The following is a 22,700-nucleotide window of genomic DNA, read 5'->3' as shown; positions in this document are numbered from 1 at the left end:
AGATCGGCCATTAGGCTTTTTACAGGAAAAAGCCAACTCTGGTTATTTTTTTATCTTATCGTTGAACGCTGTATACCTGAGTGTTTTTCTGGGATAATAGCCCGTACTAATCTAATCTAAACATCGATTGTTACGGCTTGTATCAAAGCCCATCAAGAGCAAAATCATGATAAAAAAACACAAAACAGCCCCAGACCTATTCTCATACCCGCAATACTGGGCTGAGTGCTACGGTGTGTCGCCTTTTCTGCCGACTTCAAGAGAAGAAATGGATCAATTAGGCTGGGATAGCTGTGATGTCATTATTGTAACGGGTGATGCCTATGTTGATCACCCGAGCTTTGGGATGGCAGTGATGGGTCGTTTATTAGAGCGTCATGGCTACCGAGTTGGTATTATTGATCAGCCGGATTGGCGCAGTGCGGAAGATTTTAAGCGTCTAGGCGAACCGAATTTATTTTTTGGTATCACGGCTGGCAACATGGATTCTATGATTAACCGCTATACCGCGGATTTGAAAGTGCGTAATGACGATGCCTATACACCTTATGGTGCGGGTGGTAAACGTCCCGATCGTGCGGTGATAGTGTATTCTCAACGTTGTAAAGAAGCGTTTAATAAAGTACCTGTTATGATTGGTGGTATCGAAGCCAGTTTGCGACGCATTGCTCAATATGATTATTGGAGTGATGAAGTTCGACGTTCCGTATTAATAGATTCAACCGCCGATATTTTGTTGTACGGTAATGCGGAACGAGCGATGGTAGAGGTGACGCACGCGCTTGCTAATGGTCGAAAAATGTCTGAATTAACGGCTATTCGTGGTACAACCATTATTCGAAATACACCTCCTGGTGGGTACACCGAAATTGACTCCACTCGTGTGGATTGGCCTGGCAAGGTTGAAAAGATTTACAGCCCGTATGAATACATTCCGGAAGGAAAGTGCCAAGACGGTGAAGAAGAATCGGATGTTATGCCTATTCGAGTGATTCCAGCGCCATTGCGTCGAGGCAATAAATTAGATCCAGAGAAAACTTATGTGCGCTTGCCGTCGTTTGAAAAAGTATCAAAAGACCCCGTTCTCTATGCCCATACATCGCGTATTTTACATTTAGAATCGAATCCCCATAATGCTAGGGCGTTGATTCAAAAGCACGGCAAAAAAGAAATTTGGGTGAACCCGCCGCCAATCCCATTGGAAACTCCGGAAATGGATGGGGTATTTGATTTACCTTATGCACGTATTCCTCACCCTAAATACGGTAAAGCTCGCATTCCTGCTTATGACATGATCAAAACGTCCATTAACATTATGCGAGGGTGTTTTGGTGGTTGTACTTTCTGTTCTATTACAGAGCATGAGGGCCGTGTCATTCAAAGTCGTTCGCATGAATCTATTTTGAATGAGATAGAGGATATTAAGGCAAAAGTGCCTGGATTTACGGGGCATATTTCTGATCTTGGTGGTCCAACGTCTAATATGTACACCTTGAACTGTAAAGACGATGAGATACAGGCCACATGTCGTAAGCTATCCTGTGTTTATCCTGTTATTTGTGAGAATTTAAATACAGATCATAGTCCAACGACGGAACTTTATCGTAAAACCCGAGCGGTTGAAGGTGTACATACCGTATCTATTGCATCTGGGTTACGTTATGACTTGGCGGTAGAAGACCCTGAATATGTACGTGAACTGGTCACTCACCACGTTGGGGGGCTATTAAAGATTGCACCAGAGCATTCTGAGAAAGAGACGCTTTCTAAAATGATGAAACCGGGTATGGGAACATACGATACCTTCAAGCGTATGTTTGAAAAGTACTCAAAGGAAGCCGGTAAAAAACAGTATTTGATTCCTTACTTTATTGCGGCGCACCCAGGCAGCAATGATGAAGACATGATGAATCTGGCTCTTTGGTTAAAGAAAAATGATTTTAAGCCAGATCAGGTGCAAACGTTTTATCCGTCACCGATGTCATTGGCGACGGCCATGTACCACTCGAACAAAAATCCGTTGAAACCTGTTTCTTATAAGAGTGAAATGGTACACAACACAAAAGAGGCCGCTCAACGAGTGACGCAAAAAGGCTTCTTACGTTATCATGATGCGAATAACTGGCCCGCGTTGCGCAAGACACTACGTGAAATGGGAAGAGATGATTTAATCGGCAACGGTAAAGATAAGCTTGTTCCAGCTGAAGAAGCGGATAATAGGCAAGGTCGTCGACCTGTCAAAGCAAAGCCGGGTCAACAAACAGGCGCATCTCATTCCAGTAACCGGCCAACTCGTGAAAATATCGAAGCGAGGGAACGTGCTAAAAGAAAGCAAGAAGCAGAAGCAAGGAAAAAGTCTGCCAGTGCCGAGGCCAATAGCACGCCAAGTACAGTGAAAAGAAAACCTAAACCTAAATCAAAGGTTAAACGTCGTACAGCAGGTTAGAATACCCATTCTTGTGCAATAAAAAAGTCGACTAAGCTTCTTAACTCACTTAGTCGACCTTTTTTTTCTGAGTATCGCCATTCTGTATTAACTGATTTTATGATTAGACGCGGTATGATGGATAATATTTTCAAAAGCTATCTTAAAATAGAGCTGATAGCTGTTGTGCTCAACATAACCCAAATGAGGAAGTGCAAGTACATTGGGTAAAGTCATTAACGGCTCTGTTTCAGGCGTGGCTGGCTCTACATCATAAACATCAACAGCGGCGCATTTTGTAGGATGTTTACTTAATTCGTTGAAGAGCGCGCCTTTTTCTATTAACTCCGATCGGCTGGTATTCACCAATAACGAATCCGGTCTCATTTGCTCTAAGTCAGACAGTGCGACGCAGCTTCTGGTAGCATCGTTTAGGCGTAAGTGCAATGTCAGGATATCTGAAGTAGCAAAGAATGCTGGTTTTGATGGTGCGGCAGAGAAACCGTCTTCAATGGCTTTATCTCTTGATCTAGCACTACCCCATATTAACACCTGCATACCAAACGCTTTAGCGTATTGAGCTATTCTTTGACCTATTTTTCCATACCCCCAAATACCTAGTGTGAGTCCATTCAGGGTTCGTCCTAATCCAAGGTTTCCTGATTGCTGCCACTGGCCTTTTTGTAAATGCTCCACATAAGAAGGAATATGGCGAGAAGCCGACATGATAAGCGCCCAGCATAGTTCGGATGGCGCAACAGGTGACCCTACTCCTTCAAGTACTTCAATACCGTAGCTATTGCAAAGGTCAACGTCGATGTGATTGCTTACTTTTCCTGTTTGGCTAATGAGCTTTAACTTAGGAAGTTGGCTAAGAAGCGATTCTGTAATTTGTGTTCTTTCACGAATTAAAACGATTGTCTCAACATCATGTAATTGCTTTACTAAGTCTTCTTCCGAGTAAGTCTGAGTGAGTACAGAGACGTCATGATCAGCCAATAATGCAAAGCAATCTAGCCTTCTAACCACATCTTGATAATCGTCTAATATCGCTATTTTCATTTCATAACCTCTCTCTTTTATTTGATCATGCTTGGGAAAGCTATTTTTTCTGAATAAATTTTGCTTTATCTGACTTAATGCATTTGTTGAATCACTCTTCTCTTCAGTTCTGAACTCGAAATGCCTGCTGTTTCAGGCGAGTAAATGACATTAATGCCAACGGTATTTAAGCGCGATTCTAATTTATTCCAACGGGGAGAGTCACGCCAGTTACCACCACAAACGACAAGATCAACTTGCAGACTTTTTATCCATTTTACCGCGTTATCTGTGTCATCCATTCTTGCTTTGACTGAAACGACTTGATCAACAAAGTCCAACGAATCAATGAAATGACTGCGCTCTGACTGCGTTAGAATAGGTTGATAGCCTTTGGTTATTATACTGAATTCATCTGGAGATATTCCGACAGTAAGGTGGCTACCTTGACGCTTTGCGTACTGCAGATAGTTCATGTGACCTATATGAAATAAATCGAAATAGCCTAAAGCCAATACCTTGGTATTTTTCGCGTTATTACTATTGAGAGATGCTTTTTCGAGTCGACGTTGAAAGTACGATAATAACTTACTTAAAAAAGAATCATTTGGCTGTTTTACGACTAAGACCTCTAAAATGCGCAGGCATTTTTGGGTGCGATTTCTTCCCCAATGAGCATACAAACGAGAGTAAGCATAGCAGCGAGCGAGAGGAGAAAAGACAGGCATATTCTTAGCGCAAATAATAGTATCGAACCATGGGTCTTCTTCTTTCCATTCTTTCCCATAAAGCGATTCTAGAAAAGGTTCTGGCTCTTTTAAATAATATATTGGACCTTTAGGTGAGGATCGAACTTCAAGTTGTATTGATGGGAAATAAGTAATGCGGTTCCAATGGAAAGGCACCTCTTTCATCCAAAGGCCAGAAATGGCTTGACCACTTTTATCCTCTGTTCCAAAACCACATAAATCGATCACAATGCCTGAGATGTGTTTAAAGCAGCGTGGATTCATCAAATCATAGGATCTAGATGCTTCAGTCCATCCATTTGCTTCAATTACTTCTATGGCTTTTGGCATTTGTAACCAATCAATACCAATATCAATGTCTTTATCGTTAGGCAGGAGTTTTCCTGTGCGTTCGAGTCCTAACAACGTTCCAGCCGTAGGGAAGGCATAGACACCCGTTTTATGAAACGTGGCCAGCACGTCCCACATTAAATCCAAAGCCTCACCTGAGTTGTAAGAAGGGTTTGACTTATCTTCTTCGGTCGGCTCATGATAAATGTCGTGATTTTCAGAACTCCATTTTGCCATAAGTGCGTTGTAGAATGCGTCGGATGCATCTACTAACTTACCTTTTTGTCGGTATTGTTGGGCAAGTACAAAATGCGAGTTCGCAATATGAGGGTAGTGCTCAACGATAGATTTTAGCTCGTCTACATAAATCTCTCCTTCCCCTTTTGCAATAGCGACCTGAGCCAAATACAAACGGGTTAAAATGTGCGTTGGATGTTGTTTGGTAAGCGCTTGCAGCTTTTCTTCTGCTGCATCAAGCTCTCCTTGTTCGATAAGTGATATGGCGTTTTTAAGCTGATTTATAATCGTCATTTCGTTTGTGTCTATGATTAATAATTGACATAAACTTTATTCGTCTTAATAGGAGGAAGTCTAGATATTTGTACTATTCTCCATGATTTTTAATAATTGATTGATTTAGAAACCCCATGGATTTGTGTTTAACGTGTTTGATAAGTTATAGGTATTATGATTAATCCATCTATAAAAGATGTCTTTGCTCAGTCGGCAGACAGTCAACAAGCCATTAAAAAATTGCAATCACTTGCGAACATGCCTAGAAGAAGCTTGATTGGCTTAACCGGCGGGCCTGGATCGGGGAAAAGTACTCTTGCTGAGTACTTGGTTTCTCAAGTAAATAGGTATAGACCAAATTCTATCGTTTGTCTGTCTATGGATGGTTTCCATCTGACAAAATCTCAATTAAGTGCGATGCCAAACGCTGAGGAGGCATTTGCTCGGCGAGGCGCACCCTGGACATTTGACTCAATTGGCTTTATTCGATCTATTGAACGTATTCGCTCTGGCTACCGAAAAAAGGATGTTTTGAGCCCAAGTTTTGATCATAAGATAGGAGACCCTATCGAAGAGGCCGTGCTTATCTCCCAACGAGTGCCGGTTATTTTAGTGGAAGGACTGTATTTATTGCACAATGATCATGGTTGGCAGGGTTCTCAATCGCTATTTGATCAGCATTGGTTTTTAGATACTCCCTTGCAGGAATCAATTGAACGATTGGCTCAACGTCATATTGAGTCATGGGGAATGAGTTATAGCGATGCGATGGAAAGAATCCATCAGAGTGATGGGGTAAACGCTCAGATTGTGGCAAAAACGAAAGAAAAAGCCGATTGGTTGATTCATCCTATTTTGTGATTTCTTGCTTAGCCGTGGCGGGTATATTACTCACACCTGTTTTAACTTGCATGAAAGCGATTGATCCAACCTTGAATAATCTAATTCGGTAATTTTTTGAAGCTCAGGTAAACTGTGAGACTGAATGATTGTGTTTGCGTTGTAGCGACGCATCAAACAATGAAAATTGCCATGTAAAAGGTTCATCATGTCTGTATCTGTACGTAAAGAGTTCCCTTTCTCCGCCGTGGCTGGGCAAGAACAATTTAAACTAGCGTTGATTTTATCGGCTATTAACCCCTTGATCGGTGGTGTCTTAGTGAGTGGCCCCAGAGGGTCAGCTAAATCCACTTTAGCACGAGGTGTCGCAGGAATTTTACCGCAACATGATAATGGAATTGATGCGGCATTTACGACTCTGCCATTAGGTGCCAGCGAAGAACGATTATTAGGAACTCTCGATTTACAGCAAGTGCTGAATGATAAAAAAGTCGCTTTTCATCCCGGTCTACTTAGTAAGGCTCATGGCGGTGTTTTATACGTGGATGAAGTCAATTTATTGGCCGATAATCTCGTTGACCAACTCTTAGACGTCGCGGCAAGTGGTGTTAACCATGTAGAAAGAGACGGTATCAGTCACGAACATGAAGCACGCTTTTTACTTGTTGGCACTATGAATCCTGATGAGGGAGAGCTAAGGCCGCAGTTACAAGACCGATTTGGTTTGATGGTACAGCTGACGAATCAGTATACCCTTGAAGAGCGTATGCAAATTGTGTGTTTACGAGAGAAGTTTGATGATGATCCTGCCGCGTTTTGTGAGGCTTTTCGCTTCAAACAAAAAAACCTCAAGCAAAGTATTCAAGTGGCACGTAAACAGCTAACAAAAGTGGAATGCAGCGAGGCGATGCGTATGGAAATAGCACAGCGTTGTCATTTGGCCCAGGTAGATGGAGTACGAGCTGACATTGTATGGGTTCGAGCGGCCATGGCTCACTGCGTATGGCGTGGTTCTGCAAAGGTGGCGCTGCAAGACATAGAAAAAGTAGAAGCGTTGGTGTTAGCTCATAGGCGTCAAACGCCGCCTCCTTCTAAATCTTCTCCTAAGAATGATGACAACCACTCAAGAAATACGCCCCCAAATGATAATGGCTCATCACTCTCATCGGCTAGACGACCGGCTGGTTCGCATAAACCTCCATTGCAAGAGGAATCCAACCAGAGTCAAAAAGAAGGCAACTGGGGGGCGATGGGAGCTCAACCCTTTATGAGTGAAACATTAGAAAAAAAACCACTAGAGACGATGTTTAAATCATCAAAATGGGTTGGGGGAGCGGGTAACGATAAAGGAAATGGGGGAAAACAAAAGGGGGTGTCATTAGGTCATCAAAGAGCCAATACAAAACGGCAAGGAAACGCCATTGATTGGTTTGAAACCGTGATCAATAGTCCTCATCAATGGGCACCTAAAACATTACGTTATCAACCGGCTAAGCTCGGTCGCGCTATGTTGCATTATATCTTATTAGATACCTCGGCTTCCACAGTCGGTCAGGCGTTCCTAAAACGCGGTAAAGAGGCCATTTTAACCATTGCACAGCAAGCCTATTTACGCCGTGAGCAGATAGCGATTCTAGGGTTTGGCAATAACCAAGTTGTCTCTTTATTGCCAAAAACGAGAGCACCAAAAGAGCTCCTGACGCAGTTAAATACCATCCATGCTGGTGGTGGGACACCATTAACGGAAGCCATAAAAAAAGCCAGTGAGCAACTTATTCAATGGCAACGAAACCAACCAGAACTGCAAAGTCATGTGTATTTAGTGACGGACGGTAGGGTATCCTTAGACGGCACGTCAACGCGTTTTCCATCACCTTGTAGTGTACTGGATACAGAAGTGATTCCTGTTAAACGTGGCCGTGCTGAGCAGTTAGCGCTCAGCCTAGGGGCTCAATATTTTTTACTAGAGGCTTAGTTCATGTCATCTGCAGATCCAATTTACTGTCCAGCTCTTTTTTTAACGGCGCCTGCGTCAAATCAAGGAAAAACCACTATTACCGCCGCACTGGCTCGTTATTTTTCACAACAAGGGAAGGTTGTTCGAGTTTTTAAAACGGGTCCTGACTACCTTGACCCACAAATTCTTGCTCAAGCATCTGGGCAGCCCGTTGAACAATTAGACATGTGGATGGCCGGTGAAGAATACTGTCAAAACACCTTATACGAAGCGGCTCAATGCTCTGATTTGATTTTGGTTGAAGGCGCTATGGGAATGTTTGATGGTGAACCATCAAGTGCGGATCTGGCGGCTCGTTTTGGCATTCCCTTAGTGATTGTGATGGATGTGAAAGGAATGGCTCAGACAGCCGCGGCGATTGCCCACGGATTAGCAACCTACCGTGATGATGTCTTGATTGCAGGCTTGATTGCTAATTGTTGTGGCAGTGAGCGTCATGCTGAACTAATACGGGATGCTTTGCCTGAAAGTTTGCCGTTATTGTCGAGTTTGAAACGGGATGAAGAGATTCGTTTACCTGAGCGCCATTTGGGCTTAGTGCAAGCGAATGAAGTAAAGAGTGAATTAGAAGAGTGCTTCAATAAAGCCTCTCAATGGTTACAGAACTCGCAAGATACAGGGTTGTTAGAGTGGCCAAATGCCATTGCTTTTTACCCTACTGAGCGTAAACCTGAGACCGTCGAACCGTTACTAGCGAATAAAGTAATTGCCATTGCCAAAGATGCGGCTTTTAGCTTTATTTATGATACTAATGTATTGGCTTTAACGTCATTGGGTGCTCGATGTGTCTTTTTCTCTCCTTTAAACGATACACATTTACCTGCTGCTGATGCACTTTGGTTGCCAGGCGGTTATCCAGAGTTGCATGCTCAGGCCCTGTCTGAAAACCATTCTATATTGTCGGAGATTCGAGCTTTCCATCAACGTAATAAACCCATTTTAGCCGAATGTGGTGGCTTGCTTTATAGCTTAGACAGTTTAACCGATCTGGATGGTCAAACGTTTCCACTGTTAGGGATTTTAGAGGGGCAGGGCGCAATGCGAGGTAAGCGGGGTTGCCAAGGCATGCAAACGGCTTGTTTACCTCAAGGAGAAGTAAGGGCGCACGCTCATCATCGTTCTCTTAGTGAAAATACACCTGAACCCATAGGGTATGGGAGACGTCAGCGTCACCCCGCTCCAGGAGAGCCGATATTTCAAAATAAGGGGTTAACCGCCAGCTACTTACATTTGTATTTTCCTTCAAATTTAGAGGCGATAGGGAAAGTGTTTTCAACTGTCGAAGGTCGTGAGTGTTAGTCATGGTTTATTATGTGGCCTGAGAGCAGCAATACTCCGAAAACGTTACGAACGGGGTTGACCACAGGATGTTGTGCGACAGCTTGTTGTGTCGCGGCCGCGACTCAGTTGTTCACAGGGAAGGCTGTTCAAAAAGTCGAGGTGCTCTTACCGAAAGGGTCGATTGTTCGATTGGATATTCAGTCTGTTCAAGAAACAAAGGACATTGGTGATCGAGTGATTGTCAGGGCATCTACTATTAAAGACGCCGGCGATGATCCTGATGTGACTCATGGAGCCAGAATTTTTGTTGAGCTTTCTTTGGCTGGCTGCGATGGAGTGAATTTTTCGGCCGCTCAAGGTGTTGGGGTTGTTACTCGAACTGGTTTGTTGCTTGAGGTTGGAGAGCCTGCAATCAACCCTGTCCCTAGAAAAATGATGCGAGAGCACCTTGAATCTATTGCCAAGAAATACCACTACAAAGGCGGGTTCTTGGTTGCTGTTGGTGTTGAAAACGGTGACACAATGGCCTTGAAAACGATGAACCCTCGTCTAGGAATTGTGGGTGGGCTATCCATTCTTGGTACGACAGGTATCGTTAGGCCGTTTTCTTGTGCCGCTTATATTGCGTCCATTCATCAAGGTATTGATGTTGCCAGAGCAAATGGCCTTGTGCATATTGCGGCGACGACGGGGAATGCCAGTGAAACGGCTATTCAAACCCATTATGGACTGGCGGAGATGGCCCTGATTGAAATGGGGGATTTTGTTGGTGCGGTACTAAAACATGTGAAAAAAGTAGAAGACTTGCAACCGCAATTGAGCAAAATTAGCTTTTGTGGCGGTTTTGGCAAAATGACTAAGTTAGCGGCTGGTAATATGGATCTTAATAGCCGGGCATCAAGTATTGATTTAAATGCATTAGCCGAACTTGCGATGGCATTGGGGGCGGAAACGAGTTTGGCTGCGAAAGTCCGAACGGCGAACACCTCCACGGAAGCGTTGGCGTTTTGTTTGGCTTCTAATATTCCACTTGGGGATGCAATCTGTAAAAGAGCCGCTTCTTTTGCTCGTCGTTGGATCCCACTAAATATGGAAATTGAGGTGTTTGCTATCGACAGAAAAGGTAATTTTGTCGGTTATTATCGGTGTGAATCCCATTAAGAAAAGGCTTTACTCTCTTAAGAAAGTAAAGGAAATGAAGGTAAAAATGCTTTGTTGGTCATTTAAATAGAAATAGGGTGGTTCGTGCTGGCCGTGTTGTTATTTCAAGCGGCCGTTTAAAACATTTTTTGGGTGTTTACCAGCTAAAGTATTGCGGGAAAATTGGATGAAAATTTTACTATTAGGCGGTACGGCCGATGCGCGTTATACAGCCGATGCCTTGCATCTAGCCGGGTTGAACGTTATTTACAGTATAGCTGGATTGGTTCGAGTTCCAAAGGTGGATTGTTCTTTATTGGTGGGTGGATTCTCTAAAAGGGGAGGCTTATCTCACTACATAGAAAAGCATAATGTGCAAGCGGTTGTGGATATCACCCACCCTTATGCACAAAATATGAGCAATAAAGCGGTGTTGGTAGCCAAAGAACGCAATATACCGTACTGGCGTTTAAATCGTCCTAAGTGGGAAGCGATACCTGGGGATAATTGGACTGAGTATGCAAGTGATATTGAGCTATCAGATATTTTAAAAAGGCACCAAAGACCGCTGTTAAGTGCTGGTCAAATTGACTCCGAACGACTTTGGCATTGGGCTGAATTAGCGAATATAGAACGTATGTTTTGGCGTACAGCGGTAGCGCCAAAGTTTGATATTCCGGGGAACGTGACGTGGTTAAAAGCCATAGGACCCTTTAATTATCAGCAAGAATTGTCGTTAATTGAGCACTATAATATTGACGCTATTATTAGTAAAAATAGCGGGGGTGATTCAACCTACGCTAAATTAGCCGTTGCACGAGATAAAGGGTTGCCGGTGTATTTACATCGTCGTCCGGTTTTATTGCCTGCAGAGCGAGAATTTCATGATGTCGAAAGTTGTGTATGCGCTTGTATTGAGGCTTTTAGTGTCTCTAAAAAGCCCATAGTAGGAGCCAGCCAGCAATGAGTTTTTCTTATGAAATGAACCCTCAAACTATTGAAAAAGAAAGCTTTCGTCAAATTAGAGAATTGACAAAATTATCGGATTTTTCCCTTGATGAACAGCAAGTGGTCCTGCGTATTGTGCACAGTATGGGATTGCCAGAAGTGGTTGATGCGGTGCGTTTTAGTCAACAGGCCTGTCAATCTGGACGCGCCGCATTAGCAAAGAATTGCCCTATTCTATGCGATGTTGAAATGGTCAAACAAGGCATCACTAAGCGTATGATTCAGCGTGAACCATTATGTTTTCTCAATGATACAAGAACGCCTGCACTGGCGAAGCGAAGAGGAGAAACGCGCTCAATGGCGGCTTTGACTCTCTGGCAAGCGTCTTTAGAAGGCAGTGTCGTGGTTATTGGTAATGCGCCAACCGCGTTATTTCGATTATTAGAAATGATTCAACAAGGCTCGGCGAAACCAGCGTTAGTAATTGGGATGCCTGTTGGCTTTGTGGGAGCGGCTGAGTCGAAAGAGGCGCTATGGGAACGGCATCAAGACCTAGGCATTGAGTGTATTTCCTTGCTAGGACGCTGGGGCGGCAGTGCCGTTACGTCGGCCACTTGCAACGCCTTATTGCGTTGTAATATTGGGGAATACTATTAATGGTTTCAATCATGACAGAGAGAGGGTTAGCCTGCCATAATCTAAAAATTCACATTCTTGGTTTAGGTGTGCATCAAGAAGCGCTACTGGACCCTAAAGCGCAAATGGCTCTATTAGAGGCGGATTGTGTATTAGGTTCGGAACGACAGCTGGAAACTGTGGCTCGATTTACGGCGGACGCCCAAGTTACTTTATTGCCAAGCTTAAAAAACCTTCTACAGGTCATCTCTGATTTAGTTAAGGAGGGGGTGCAAAGCTTAGTTATATTGGCATCAGGTGACCCTCTTTATTTTGGTATTGGGCGTTGGTTTCGTCAGCGTTTCAACCTATCTCAACTGCACTTTTACCCCGCTATATCCAGTATACAAGTGGCTTGTCATGTTTTAGGTTTATCATTGCAAGATACGACGGTAATCAGCTTGCATGGGCGACCGTTACTCAATATAAGGCGCTATTTACAACCGAATCGAACCCTAGTGATATTAACGGATGCGCTAAGTAATCCTTTTGCTATTGCTCAAGAATGCCATGGTGCAGGTTTGGATCAGTCGTTAATAACGGTGTGTGAAAACCTCGGTTACGATTCTCAAAGAATACGATCTTTTTCGATCAATGAACTCGTTGATTGGCCCTTAAAAGAATCAATACCAGCCGCTCAAAAGCCAGAAAATCTGGATTTTTCTCCCCTAAATGTTGTTGTCTTAGAAACGTCGTCTCAGCAGAGCTTTTTCCCCTCTTCAATTGGTATCGAAGACGATCAATTTATTACCGATAAAGTGCAAGGTAAAGGCATGATTACGAAACGCGACGTGCGGGTGGCGATTCTGTCGTATTTGCAAGTTGACGTAAATGATACGGTTTGGGATATCGGTGCTGGTTGCGGTGGTGTTGCTGTTGAAATTAGTTATTGGAATACCACGGCGTGTCTTTATGCTATTGAACATCACACAGAACGGTTAGCTTGTTTACAGTCAAATAAAGAGCGTTTTGGTGTATCGAATATGACCATTGTTCCTGCAAGAGCACCCGATGGCTTAGTGGCGTTGCCGGATCCAAATAAAGTCTTTATTGGCGGCAGTGATGGGGTTCTAAGTGAGGTTCTTACTATTTCATGGAGACGATTACCGACCAATGGAATATTGGTTGCTACGGCTGTTACGGAAAACTCGAAACGCATTTTATTGGACTTTGCTCAAAGAATACGTTCTTATCAAGCGAGCGAAAGTGAATGGCAAGGTGACGCGCTCTCTGTACAGTTGTCTATAGCCAAAGAAGAAACGCTTGCTAATCATTGTGTTTACCGACCTTCGCTTCCTGTAACCCTTTTTAAATTTAGTAAACGATAAGGAATTTTTGTGCCAGAGTTGTGTTTATCTGAGTTAAGTCAAGCTGATATAGCTTCTTTACAAGCCAGTTTAGGTATCGACCAAATAGAAAAGACTAAATTGGATTGGCCGCTATCAGATTCAATTGGGAATGTTGATAAAAAGCAGACCCCCAAGGGCCGTTTTATTGGTGTTGGAGTCGGTCCTGGTGACCCTGAACTTATTACCTTAAAAGCGTTAAAATATATTCAATCGACCATGGTTGTGAGTTATTTGACTAATTCGGAAGGGGCTTCTCAGGCAAAAGAGATTGCGACAGAAGCTTTTGAATCCGTAAAACATGACCAAGAACATATTGGTATTATAATGCCTATGTCGATGGATCGGGACGCGGCCAATCTTGCTTATGATGCCGGTGCCTTCGCAATTCGAAAAGTGCTTGATAAAGGCCAAGATGTGGTGTTTTTATGTGAAGGCGATCCTTTGTTTTATGGCTCCTTTGCTTATTTAATGGAACGTCTAGAAGCCATTTATGAATGTGAAGTAGTGCCAGGCGTGTCTTCTATTCATGCCGCCGCATCCGCATTAAAGCGCCCTCTTACCATGCTAAAAGAGTCTTTTTCTGTTGTGAGTGGTCGACATTCTGACGAGCAAATTCAACAAGCGTTAAAGCAACATGATTCCGTGGTTATTATGAAAGCAGGTCGTGAGCGATCACGTATCTTATCGTTATTGCACGCAACAGGTCGTATTAAAGAGGCCCAATACCTTGAATACATTGGTCGTGAAAATGAATTAGTTTGCAAAGACGTTAGTATGCTAGCCGATGACGCCGGTCCATATTTTTCTTTGTTTGTAGTGACTAAAACGATGCAGAAAAGAATTGAGGAAGCCGTGTAAAATTCAATGCTCAGTCGAATGATTGAGATGGAATAACGACGCTTATTCACTAGGCTAAGTAGACGGGTATGATTCGAATTATTGCTCTAACAGAGCCGGGTTTAATGCTTGCAAATAAACTCGTTGATGAAAAGCTTGTTGATGGTTACGTATGGTTTAAACCTCAGCCTTTTAAACAACAAGTACAAGACGCATTTTTAAAAGGTGATAAACTCATCTTCATCTGTGCTACTGGCATTGTTGTTCGTACACTGGCGGCTGTTTTACAGAATAAATTTCAAGACCCACCGGTATTGGTAATGGACGAACAAGGACAGTTTGTTATTCCATTACTATCTGGTCATGAGGGAGGCGCTAATAATTGGGCGAAAGAACTCAGCGGTAAACTCTCCGCCTACTGCGTGATTACGACAGCAAAATCTTATGTTCAGCCCGTTTATACGATTGGTATGGGGTGCGAGCGTAATTGCCCATTAGAGCATTTAGAAACCTTGCTTTTAGACTGTTTATCCAAGGCTAATTTAACGATCGATCAAATTGACAGTATCCACAGCATTTCGATTAAAGCGGACGAGGTGAATTTAATTCGCTTGTCTGAAAAATTTCAAAAAACCTTTATAACCTGGGATACTTTTTCTTTAAGAGAGGTAGAGCATTTGCTTAGTAGTCGCTCTGATTATGTCTTTAGTGTGGTCGGGGTTTATGGCGTGGCGGAATCGGCGGCGTTATATGGTGCTCAGCAGAGGCTGGGTACAACACCAGAATTAATAGTAAAAAAACAGAAAAACTCAAAAGCAACTTGTGCCATTGCACGGAGTTTTTCTGCTACTCGATAGCTTAAAGCATACACTCCTAGACTATTCATAAGTCAATAATTGAGTTCAGCCGCAGGCAGAATAAAAGGTTTAACAAAGAAATGGGTTAAACAGCCGAGTGCATAGGTTATGACTAAGCCAAAATCTAATGTTAAGAGGATTGGCCTAGTTATATTGGTAACCTTTATTCCTCTAAGAGCATGGATTATAGCCGTTTATAAGGCTCACTCAGGTGTTAAGCCTCTTAAGCGTTCTGTGCGTCGACGAAGCAACTCTACGACGGTTAACAGCAAAATAGATAGCGCAACTAAAATGGTAGCTACGGCTAAAATAGTTGGACTGATTTGTTCCCTTAAACCTATGAACATTTGCCATGGCAGCGTTTTTTGAGCTGAAGAACCAACAAATAGCACGACCACTACTTCATCAAAAGAGGTGATAAATGCGAATAAACCGCCAGAAATTACGCCCGGCAGAATCAAGGGCATTTGTACCTTCCAAAAAGTTACAACTGGATTTGCACCTAGGCTAGCTGCCGCTCTTGTTAAGGAGTGGTCAAAACCAACTAATGTTGCCGTCACTGTAATAATGACAAATGGAATTCCTAAGACGGCGTGCGCCAACACAACCCCCCAGTATGTTCCTTGTAAACCGATACGGCTAAAAAAGAAGTACATTCCAGCGGCTGAAATTACCAGAGGCACAATCATTGGTGAGATGAGAATTGCCATTATTAAGCGCTTAAATGGAACATGTGGTTGACTTAGCCCAATGGCCGCTAGCGTCCCCAAACCGACGGATAAGAGTGTTGCCATGGGCGCAATACGAACCGAATTCCATATTGCATTTGTCCAATCACTGTTGGTAAAAAAGTCTTCATAGTGCTTGAGTGAATACCCCGAAGGCTCAAACGCCAACATTTCCTTGGTAAAGGTAAAAAAATCTTGAGCGTTGAACGATAACGGGATAATGACCATGATAGGGGCTACCAAAAAAAATAGTATGAACCCACAAATCACACGAAAGCCATAGTACCAAAGTCGTTCCCTTGTAGAGGCGTAGGACGGTAGTGTTTTCATAATGATTATCCTAATTTTAAGTTATCAATGCCGACGTATTTGTCATAAAGCCAGTATAGAACCATCACAACAATCAATAAAATTGCACCCAATGCAGAAGCCAATCCCCAGTTAAGGGAGCTTGAAATATGGTAAGCAATTCGATTGGAAATCATAATGCCTGAGGTGCCACCAACAATTGCCGGTGTAATGTAGTAACCAATCGCCATGATGAATACTAGAATAGACCCAGCACCGATTCCTGGTACAGACTGCGGAAAGTATACTCGCCAGAATGCTGTCCAGTTTGTCGCACCAAGGGATTTTGCTGCACGAACATAACTCGGGGGAATGGTTCTCATTACTGAATACATAGGCAGTATCATGAAGGGTAACAAGATATGCGTCATAGCAATGATAGTACCCACCTGATTATTTATCATTACTAATCGGTTTGCTTCATCAATGAAATTCATCCAAATTAATAAATCGTTAATGACGCCCTGTTGCTGTAATAAAACCTTCCATGCTGATGTGCGTACTAATAATGATGTCCAAAACGGCAATAAGACTAATATTAAAATTAAGTTGGCTTTGCGCATGGATAAGTTGCACAGCAAATATGCCAAAGGATAAGCCAGTAAGATACAAGAGATCATAATGACCATAGACATCACTAACGTTCGAACAAAAAGTAGCTTATAAATTTGTACATTTTCTGGTTTTGCTTCAGCACCATCGATGGTTTTTTTCATGTCTAATGCATTGAGGAAATAACCATCTGTTATGGCAGGGGAAAAGCGTTTTATAGCCCCCCATACTTCATTTGAAGTCCAGTCCTTGTCTGCCGATTGGAATTGTTCAATCATATTTATGGATTCGAAACCTTTGGCGGCGGCCACTGTTTGTGACCACCAAGAGAAGTCGGCTCTAAGGTTTTCATTCCCAGCCTTTATTAAATCTAAATACAGTGCGTAATAAAGTACATCTTCTGGTTTTTCTTTTGAAACATCTTTTTCATCATGAATAAGCAGCTGTTTCCAATCTGTCCAAATAGAGGCTGTCAATGGCAGCTTTTTAGTGAAGTCAGAGGTTTGGCTTAATGCAACCCAGAACTCAGATTGTTTCCATTGAAGGTTTAAGTTAATAAATTGATCCGTAATTTCATCCGTATCGAAACGACCTACGCGGCGGCCAGTTTTGCGAAATAGTGAGGATATTCCTGTTTGTTGGTAATTTAAGCGGGAACCTAACCGAGTATGAATCTTATACTCGGCGGCAAAAAACAGATCAAAATATAAGGCGTCAAAAGTTTCCTCTCCAGGTATTTTTCCTGCGCTTTCTTGCCAATCCGTTAAGGTAGTAACCGTTCTAGGAAGTGTCTCCATGACAATACGATTATCAACAGAACGATAGAGCATATCAGCAATGGGGGCAATAAATGTTAATGCAACGAATAGTAATAAAGGTGAAACCAGCATTAGCGCTCTTAATTTCTGCCGGCGTAGTGCGCGTTGCAAGCTTTGCTCTAGAGGCTGGCCATCTGCGGAAAGAGGCGTTGTTGAAGATTCAGATTTAGTCATATTCTATAATCGCTTCTTCTTGGGTTAAGACATGGGCACGCAAGCGTGCCCAATTAAGGAATGGTTTAGTTTCTTACTAACCATGCTTGAAATTTTGCATCGATATCATCGCGATAATCAGCCCAAAATTCATAGTTATAGAGGAAGGTATTTTTAGCGTTATTAGGGTCTGTTGGCATATGAGGTGCCATATCAATACCTAGTTCTGCATGTTTGCCAACCAATGGTGCCGAGCTTTGGCGAGCAGGACCATAGGAGATGTATTTCGCTTGATCTGCTAATCGTTGAGTGTCCGTTGCAAAGTACAAAAAGTCTTTAACACGTTCTAATCGGTCTTCTGGAAGGCCTGCGGGAATAATCCAACCATCAAGATCAAACACTTGTGCATCCCAAAGCATTGAGACAGGCTGACCTTGTTCCTCTATAACAGAAAATAGGCGCCCGTTGTATGTGGACCCCATCACTACTTCACCATCCGCCAGCAGTTGTGGTGTATCCGCCCCAGCAGACCACCAAATCACATCGTCTTTAATTGTATTTAGTTTTGCTAATGCTCGCTCTTGGCCTTCGGTTGTTTCCAATACAGAATAGATGTCTTCCTTTTTAACACCATCACACATTAGAGCCCATTCCATATTATTAATGGGGCGTTTTTCTAATGCTCTTTTACCTGGGTACGTTTTTGTATCAAAGATGGCGCAAATATCTGTTGGTGGAGTACGGCCTACTAAATCGGTACGGTAGCCCACGGTAGTTGAATAAACGATTTGCGGTACAAAACACTCTGAAACAATAAGGTCGCCAAAATCATCAGATGCTTCAGTATTATCAGGTGCTTTTGCTAAGATATCATCATGATCAAGTTCCATTGCGAGCCCTTCATCACATAAACGTAAGGCATCTGATGCCACAACATCAACTAGATCCCAAGTTACGTTTCCGGCTTCATTCATGGCTCGCAATTTTGCGACGGCTTCAGCGGAACTTTCATCATTAATAATATTTATATCAGGATGAGCTACCATGTAAGGGTCATGATACGCTTTTTGTTGTGATGCCGAATACGCACCACCCCAGGACACAATAGTTAAGTCTTTGGCGATAGCGGCTGTTGCCGTAAACATCATTACCGTACTTACCACCATTAGAGATTTTGACATTTCCATAGTTCCTCTCTTCTGTTATCCCCATCTTTTAATGACAGCCGCTTCAATTGGGGAGTATGAAAGCGGATTTCTTTTATGACTTTTTAATAGATATGACGGTTATGTCAGTCGGCATTGAGTGCTCGGCAGTCTCTGGCTGCCCAGCCTATTTTAATGTTTTGACCGACATGAACTCTTTGGCTTTCAGGTGAGTTTGGGATTTTTGCGATAAACTGTTTGTCACCATGAACGTCCATCCGACAACGGATATGATCACCAAGATAAATAAGCTCAAGCACTTTAGCGTTGGTTACGTTTTCCGTCGCTTGGTCACCGATACGTATGCGCTCAGGGCGAATGGACAGCATTGTTCTAGAGCCAGCCTGACCGCAATTTACGGCTAAGGCGCTGCTTTTTTCTCCGCTATCTAGGGTGATAACACTGCTTTCGCCGTCAAATTTATCTACATGCCCCATTAACCGGTTATTTTCTCCAATAAACTGGGCCACAAACGAGTTGTGTGGTCGTTCATAGAGTTCCTCTGGCGTGGCGAGCTGTTGGATACGACCATCATCAAATACCGCAACGCGATCAGACATGGTAAGGGCCTCGGATTGATCGTGGGTGACGTAAACAATGGTGATACCTAACTGTTCATGTAGGTGTTTTATTTCAAACTGCATGTGCTCTCTTAATTGTTTATCTAGAGCGCCCAAAGGCTCATCCATCAATACTAACTCAGGGTTGAAAACCAGAGCTCTTGCCAGGGCTATTCGTTGCTGCTGACCACCTGAAAGCTGAGCAGGGCGGCGATTTGCAAAATCTCCCATTTGCACCATTTCCAGTGCTCGCTTTACTTTCTCTTCTCGTTCAGATTTACCTATTTTTCGAACTGATAGTGGGAAGGCAAGATTTTCACCAACCGTCATATGAGGAAACAATGCATAGTTCTGAAATACCATGCCAATGCCTCGCTTGTAAGGAGGGATATTGTTAATGGGTTGTGTATCTAAAAGAATGTCTCCATGGGTTGCTGTTTCAAATCCCGCTAACATCATTAAGCAGGTTGTTTTTCCTGAGCCAGAAGGCCCCAACATAGTAAGAAACTCACCTTTAGCTATTTCTAAATTAAGATCTTTAACGACAAGATTTCGGCCATCGTAACTTTTCTGAACACGGTCAAATACAACAAACCGATCATCATTTGAACCTGTCACTGATTCTCTCCTGATTATCTAGTTGCTATTTTTAAATAAGAATGTCTTTGTAATACTCCTTTTACACTAACCTTATGAAAAATTGATTTCAAGTCTACGAGTTAACCTTATAGGGCGGGTAGATGCTGTAAATAAATATTAAGTATCAAGTAATTATAGTTAATAAAGCGTTATTTAGATCATTTTAAGAAATATCAATTCCTATGAAACAGTGCATTATTAAAGGGATCGAGACTGATTTTATCGGTAATAAAGAATAATCTGAAATCAGTTTTAAATGGTTTTTTTTTAGGCGCTCTAGGTCCCGATAAAAAATTTATGTTGATGAAAAATTTAGGGGAAAAGCATTTTTTTAGTCAAATCAGGCATGAAATAAGCCGAAAAACATAAAAAAATGAAAATTAGAAGGACATGAACAGCGTTTTGTTTTGTTGGTTTGAAAAGATAAGTAGAAACGGTGTATGTGAGTGATAAATTTATTTATTAATTTATGACATAAAACTATATAAATTGTATTATTTTTTTTGACCTTTATATTTTCATGGTTGGTATTTTTATAATGAATCACATTTGTTATTTTTAATATTATTAAAATTACGTAATTGTAAAAGATTAAAAATTAAATCTAAAATTTTTAAATTAAGATGATAATTGAGCGGAAGCTAGAACGCCTTATAAAGAGCCCATCAGAGGCTGTGTACACTACCCAAATTAATATAAAAAAAACAGAAAAACTCAAAAGCAATTTGTGTCATTACAAGGAGTTTTTCTGCTACTCGATAAGGTAAAATAAGAGGGTTTACATCGAGAGAAAACGTATTTTTCTTTCAAAGAAGTGTCTTACTACTATTAATAGTGGATTCGTTTTAGTTGTAAGAAGCCCAATAGATTTTTGTTCGCGATAATGGCGCCAATAGCGATCAAACTTAATGCAATAATAATATTAAAAGACCAAGGGTTGAGTCCCGCCGTTGAAAGAATAAAAGAGGATAAAGCAGGAGTGCTAAAGCTCAAGGATGCCAGTAAAGATCGGTTACCGTACTTTAGCCCCATGTCCCATAGATAAAAGGCGCCACCTACAGGGCCCAATCCAAGTAATAAAACCCCAACCCATTGGTGCCAAGTTAACTCCCATTGACCCGTTTCAAATTGCAAATGAGCCGCAAATGCTAACATGGCAACACCGAGGGATAGCCAGCCGATATCGTCAACATGGCTTTTGGATTTTGATAAAAACCAAGAGTAGCTAGACCAAATTCCTGCACAAATAGCGGAGAGCAAATAGCCCCACAAAAACGCTTCTTCCATATTAATTTGGCTGTCTTTTAGCACGATACAAGCAATGCCAAGGAAGCCAAGTATTCCACCAACTAACGCACTGAGGCGAGAGGCACTGGTTGAGACGAAAAGCGTCAGCAATAACGGCCACGAATACACAATTAAGCTGACCTCAATGGCTGGAGCAAACTGCAGCGCCATGAAATAACAAAAATGAAAGCCAAAGAGTCCTATAATACCTATAAACCATTGTGGACCGGTTAACGAAGGACGCGTAAACAGAGGCTTATGCTGAATGAAACGTTTAAAAACCATGATAAAGGCCGAGATAAGAAAGCACATAAACAACAGCTGAAAAGCAGGTATAACAAGCGTTAATGTTCCTAATAAAGCTAATAGGCCCCACAGTAGTAGAGCCAGTACACCTAAGAATGTAGACACGATAAAATCCTCAATAATGAATGATGAAATTGTATCTATTAAAAATTGATAAAATAGGCTAAAAAGCCGATATTGAAATCTGTAAAGCCGATATTGTAAATTTATATGTTGGCAGAGCATCCCAGGCACTAAGCCCTGATTGATATAAGTCTTGATTGAGATTAATAAAAGGCCTGAATTTAAGGTGATAGTTCATTGCTTTTTGTTTAATTTATTTCATCAGGATGCGAAAGAATTGGAATCAAAACTGTGCACTATGCGTCTCTGTGTGTTAGCGGCATCGTTTTAAAGAGTAGGGTCATTTTTTTGTAAACTCTGGGGAAATCTATGGTTTATCGGGACATCTTATCTACGCTCAGTATAAAATCATCTGCTGAAATTTAAATTTTATACAAGTCGACATTAGTCAGTCATTAGCTAAGGTCATATCTTATAGAGAAAAATATGAACGATAATATTACTTTAATTATACGCAGTGTGTTTGCAAAGCTGTTCGCTTTTACCTTTTTTGGACTGGCTATTGCTATTGTTTTTTCATTAGTGAGTTCACTTGTTGTTGGCATTATGAATGGTCAGGATGTAATGGAGATTTTTCTTAAAAGCATCAATACAGGGATAATTGCGTTAGCTGTATTCGAGCTTGCTTTGGTGATTAATAAAGAGTATTCCAGTGAGGAGGACGATGAAGATGCTGTAGTAAGCTTGAGAAGAACCATTCCAAGGTTCATTGGAACGGTATGCATTGCTCTGTCTTTAGAGGGGCTGATTATGGTGATTAAATATAGTCAGTTAGATTTAGCCGGGAACTTATATTACCCTGTTGCGATCATTTCCAGTACGGCGTTATTGCTTTCTTCATTGGGTATCTTTCTGCATTTAACGAAAGAAAAATAGACTGAATCTAATCGTCCTGAAATTAACGTCGACAAGAAGCGTCATTCCTTTATTGGTATGACACATTTCTAGAGTCCGTAATTGGATTTTTAGACACGCTTTA

General features: G+C 42.0%; 18 protein-coding genes. 11 read left to right on the top strand and 7 right to left on the bottom strand.

Features of this window, described 5'->3' with window-relative positions; translation table 11 throughout:
- Positions 1–166: 166 nt before the first annotated feature.
- Positions 167–2,446: a YgiQ family radical SAM protein gene (locus tag IEZ33_RS15410; protein ID WP_191600909.1), complete on the top strand. Its 2,280-nt coding sequence runs from the start codon at positions 167–169 to the stop codon at positions 2,444–2,446.
- A gap of 87 nt (positions 2,447–2,533) precedes the next feature.
- On the opposite strand, the gene IEZ33_RS15405 is transcribed toward IEZ33_RS15410, so the two are convergent.
- On the bottom strand, positions 2,534–3,487 hold the full coding sequence (locus IEZ33_RS15405) for a D-2-hydroxyacid dehydrogenase family protein (protein WP_191600908.1): 954 nt from the start codon (positions 3,485–3,487) through the stop codon (positions 2,534–2,536).
- Positions 3,488–3,561: 74 nt separating this feature from the next.
- Positions 3,562–5,076, bottom strand: coding sequence for an adenylyltransferase/cytidyltransferase family protein (locus IEZ33_RS15400; RefSeq protein WP_191600907.1), 1,515 nt, complete (start codon positions 5,074–5,076; stop codon positions 3,562–3,564).
- A gap of 156 nt (positions 5,077–5,232) precedes the next feature.
- On the opposite strand from IEZ33_RS15400, the gene IEZ33_RS15395 reads away from it, so the two are divergent.
- The 9 genes from IEZ33_RS15395 (at position 5,233) to IEZ33_RS15355 (ending at position 15,002) form a co-directional block, all read left to right on the top strand.
- Positions 5,233–5,919: a nucleoside/nucleotide kinase family protein gene (locus tag IEZ33_RS15395; RefSeq protein WP_191600906.1), complete on the top strand. Its 687-nt coding sequence runs from the start codon at positions 5,233–5,235 to the stop codon at positions 5,917–5,919.
- 187 nt (positions 5,920–6,106) lie between these two features.
- Positions 6,107–7,873 (top strand): ATP-binding protein, encoded by a 1,767-nt coding sequence (locus tag IEZ33_RS15390; protein WP_191600905.1) that lies wholly within the window; start codon positions 6,107–6,109, stop codon positions 7,871–7,873.
- A gap of 3 nt (positions 7,874–7,876) precedes the next feature.
- The gene (locus IEZ33_RS15385) at positions 7,877–9,214 is read left to right on the top strand and encodes a cobyrinic acid a,c-diamide synthase CobB (protein ID WP_191600904.1); all 1,338 of its coding nucleotides are present in this window, start codon (positions 7,877–7,879) and stop codon (positions 9,212–9,214) included.
- A gap of 12 nt (positions 9,215–9,226) precedes the next feature.
- On the top strand, positions 9,227–10,357 hold the full coding sequence (locus IEZ33_RS15380) for a cobalt-precorrin-5B (C(1))-methyltransferase (RefSeq protein ID WP_191600903.1): 1,131 nt from the start codon (positions 9,227–9,229) through the stop codon (positions 10,355–10,357).
- A gap of 166 nt (positions 10,358–10,523) precedes the next feature.
- Complete coding sequence (locus IEZ33_RS15375; RefSeq protein ID WP_191600902.1) at positions 10,524–11,303, top strand: precorrin-6A/cobalt-precorrin-6A reductase; 780 nt, start codon at positions 10,524–10,526, stop codon at positions 11,301–11,303.
- Positions 11,300–11,941 (top strand): precorrin-8X methylmutase, encoded by a 642-nt coding sequence (locus tag IEZ33_RS15370; RefSeq protein ID WP_191600901.1) that lies wholly within the window; start codon positions 11,300–11,302, stop codon positions 11,939–11,941. Before IEZ33_RS15375 ends, IEZ33_RS15370 begins: the two co-directional genes overlap by 4 nt.
- Positions 11,941–13,287, top strand: coding sequence for a precorrin-6y C5,15-methyltransferase (decarboxylating) subunit CbiE (gene cbiE, locus IEZ33_RS15365; RefSeq protein WP_240009554.1), 1,347 nt, complete (start codon positions 11,941–11,943; stop codon positions 13,285–13,287). Before IEZ33_RS15370 ends, cbiE begins: the two co-directional genes overlap by 1 nt.
- 9 nt (positions 13,288–13,296) lie before the next feature.
- Complete coding sequence (gene cobI, locus IEZ33_RS15360) at positions 13,297–14,166, top strand: precorrin-2 C(20)-methyltransferase (RefSeq protein ID WP_420844864.1); 870 nt, start codon at positions 13,297–13,299, stop codon at positions 14,164–14,166.
- Between the two features lie 68 nt (positions 14,167–14,234).
- On the top strand, positions 14,235–15,002 hold the full coding sequence (locus IEZ33_RS15355; protein ID WP_191600900.1) for a cobalamin biosynthesis protein: 768 nt from the start codon (positions 14,235–14,237) through the stop codon (positions 15,000–15,002).
- A gap of 203 nt (positions 15,003–15,205) precedes the next feature.
- Here IEZ33_RS15355 and IEZ33_RS15350 read toward each other — a convergent pair whose 3' ends face one another.
- The 5 genes from IEZ33_RS15350 to IEZ33_RS15330 all read right to left on the bottom strand — a co-directional run bounded on the left by IEZ33_RS15350 (position 15,206) and on the right by IEZ33_RS15330 (position 21,703).
- Positions 15,206–16,060: an ABC transporter permease gene (locus IEZ33_RS15350; RefSeq protein WP_191600899.1), complete on the bottom strand. Its 855-nt coding sequence runs from the start codon at positions 16,058–16,060 to the stop codon at positions 15,206–15,208.
- A 5-nt stretch (positions 16,061–16,065) separates the two neighbouring features.
- The gene (locus tag IEZ33_RS15345; protein ID WP_191600898.1) at positions 16,066–17,622 is read right to left on the bottom strand and encodes an ABC transporter permease; all 1,557 of its coding nucleotides are present in this window, start codon (positions 17,620–17,622) and stop codon (positions 16,066–16,068) included.
- A 65-nt stretch (positions 17,623–17,687) separates the two neighbouring features.
- Positions 17,688–18,782 carry an extracellular solute-binding protein gene (locus IEZ33_RS15340; protein ID WP_240009553.1) on the bottom strand — a complete coding sequence of 365 codons (1,095 nt, stop codon included), beginning with the start codon at positions 18,780–18,782 and terminating at the stop codon, positions 17,688–17,690.
- 110 nt (positions 18,783–18,892) lie between these two features.
- Positions 18,893–19,984 (bottom strand): ABC transporter ATP-binding protein, encoded by a 1,092-nt coding sequence (locus IEZ33_RS15335; RefSeq protein ID WP_191600896.1) that lies wholly within the window; start codon positions 19,982–19,984, stop codon positions 18,893–18,895.
- An 849-nt stretch (positions 19,985–20,833) separates the two neighbouring features.
- On the bottom strand, positions 20,834–21,703 hold the full coding sequence (locus IEZ33_RS15330) for a DMT family transporter (RefSeq protein ID WP_191600895.1): 870 nt from the start codon (positions 21,701–21,703) through the stop codon (positions 20,834–20,836).
- Positions 21,704–22,147: 444 nt separating this feature from the next.
- Between IEZ33_RS15330 and IEZ33_RS15325 the strand changes: the two genes are divergently transcribed.
- Complete coding sequence (locus IEZ33_RS15325; protein ID WP_191600894.1) at positions 22,148–22,597, top strand: hypothetical protein; 450 nt, start codon at positions 22,148–22,150, stop codon at positions 22,595–22,597.
- Positions 22,598–22,700 lie beyond the last annotated feature (103 nt).

Source organism: Marinomonas algicola, assembly GCF_014805825.1.
GTDB lineage: Bacteria > Pseudomonadota > Gammaproteobacteria > Pseudomonadales > Marinomonadaceae > Marinomonas > Marinomonas algicola.
This window is presented reverse-complemented; position numbering and strand designations above follow the sequence as displayed.

Bases quoted from the DNA above. Each gene is read 5' to 3' on its own strand.
- IEZ33_RS15410 (WP_191600909.1), top strand. From the start codon at position 167: ATGATAAAAAAACACAAAACAGCCCCAGACCTATTCTCATACCCGCAA.
- IEZ33_RS15405 (WP_191600908.1), bottom strand. From the start codon at position 3,487: ATGAAAATAGCGATATTAGACGATTATCAAGATGTGGTTAGAAGGCTA.
- IEZ33_RS15400 (WP_191600907.1), bottom strand. From the start codon at position 5,076: ATGACGATTATAAATCAGCTTAAAAACGCCATATCACTTATCGAACAA.
- IEZ33_RS15395 (WP_191600906.1), top strand. From the start codon at position 5,233: ATGATTAATCCATCTATAAAAGATGTCTTTGCTCAGTCGGCAGACAGT.
- IEZ33_RS15390 (WP_191600905.1), top strand. From the start codon at position 6,107: ATGTCTGTATCTGTACGTAAAGAGTTCCCTTTCTCCGCCGTGGCTGGG.
- IEZ33_RS15385 (WP_191600904.1), top strand. From the start codon at position 7,877: ATGTCATCTGCAGATCCAATTTACTGTCCAGCTCTTTTTTTAACGGCG.
- IEZ33_RS15380 (WP_191600903.1), top strand. From the start codon at position 9,227: ATGTGGCCTGAGAGCAGCAATACTCCGAAAACGTTACGAACGGGGTTG.
- IEZ33_RS15375 (WP_191600902.1), top strand. From the start codon at position 10,524: ATGAAAATTTTACTATTAGGCGGTACGGCCGATGCGCGTTATACAGCC.
- IEZ33_RS15370 (WP_191600901.1), top strand. From the start codon at position 11,300: ATGAGTTTTTCTTATGAAATGAACCCTCAAACTATTGAAAAAGAAAGC.
- cbiE (WP_240009554.1), top strand. From the start codon at position 11,941: ATGGTTTCAATCATGACAGAGAGAGGGTTAGCCTGCCATAATCTAAAA.
- IEZ33_RS15355 (WP_191600900.1), top strand. From the start codon at position 14,235: ATGATTCGAATTATTGCTCTAACAGAGCCGGGTTTAATGCTTGCAAAT.
- IEZ33_RS15350 (WP_191600899.1), bottom strand. From the start codon at position 16,060: ATGAAAACACTACCGTCCTACGCCTCTACAAGGGAACGACTTTGGTAC.
- IEZ33_RS15345 (WP_191600898.1), bottom strand. From the start codon at position 17,622: ATGACTAAATCTGAATCTTCAACAACGCCTCTTTCCGCAGATGGCCAG.
- IEZ33_RS15340 (WP_240009553.1), bottom strand. From the start codon at position 18,782: ATGTCAAAATCTCTAATGGTGGTAAGTACGGTAATGATGTTTACGGCA.
- IEZ33_RS15325 (WP_191600894.1), top strand. From the start codon at position 22,148: ATGAACGATAATATTACTTTAATTATACGCAGTGTGTTTGCAAAGCTG.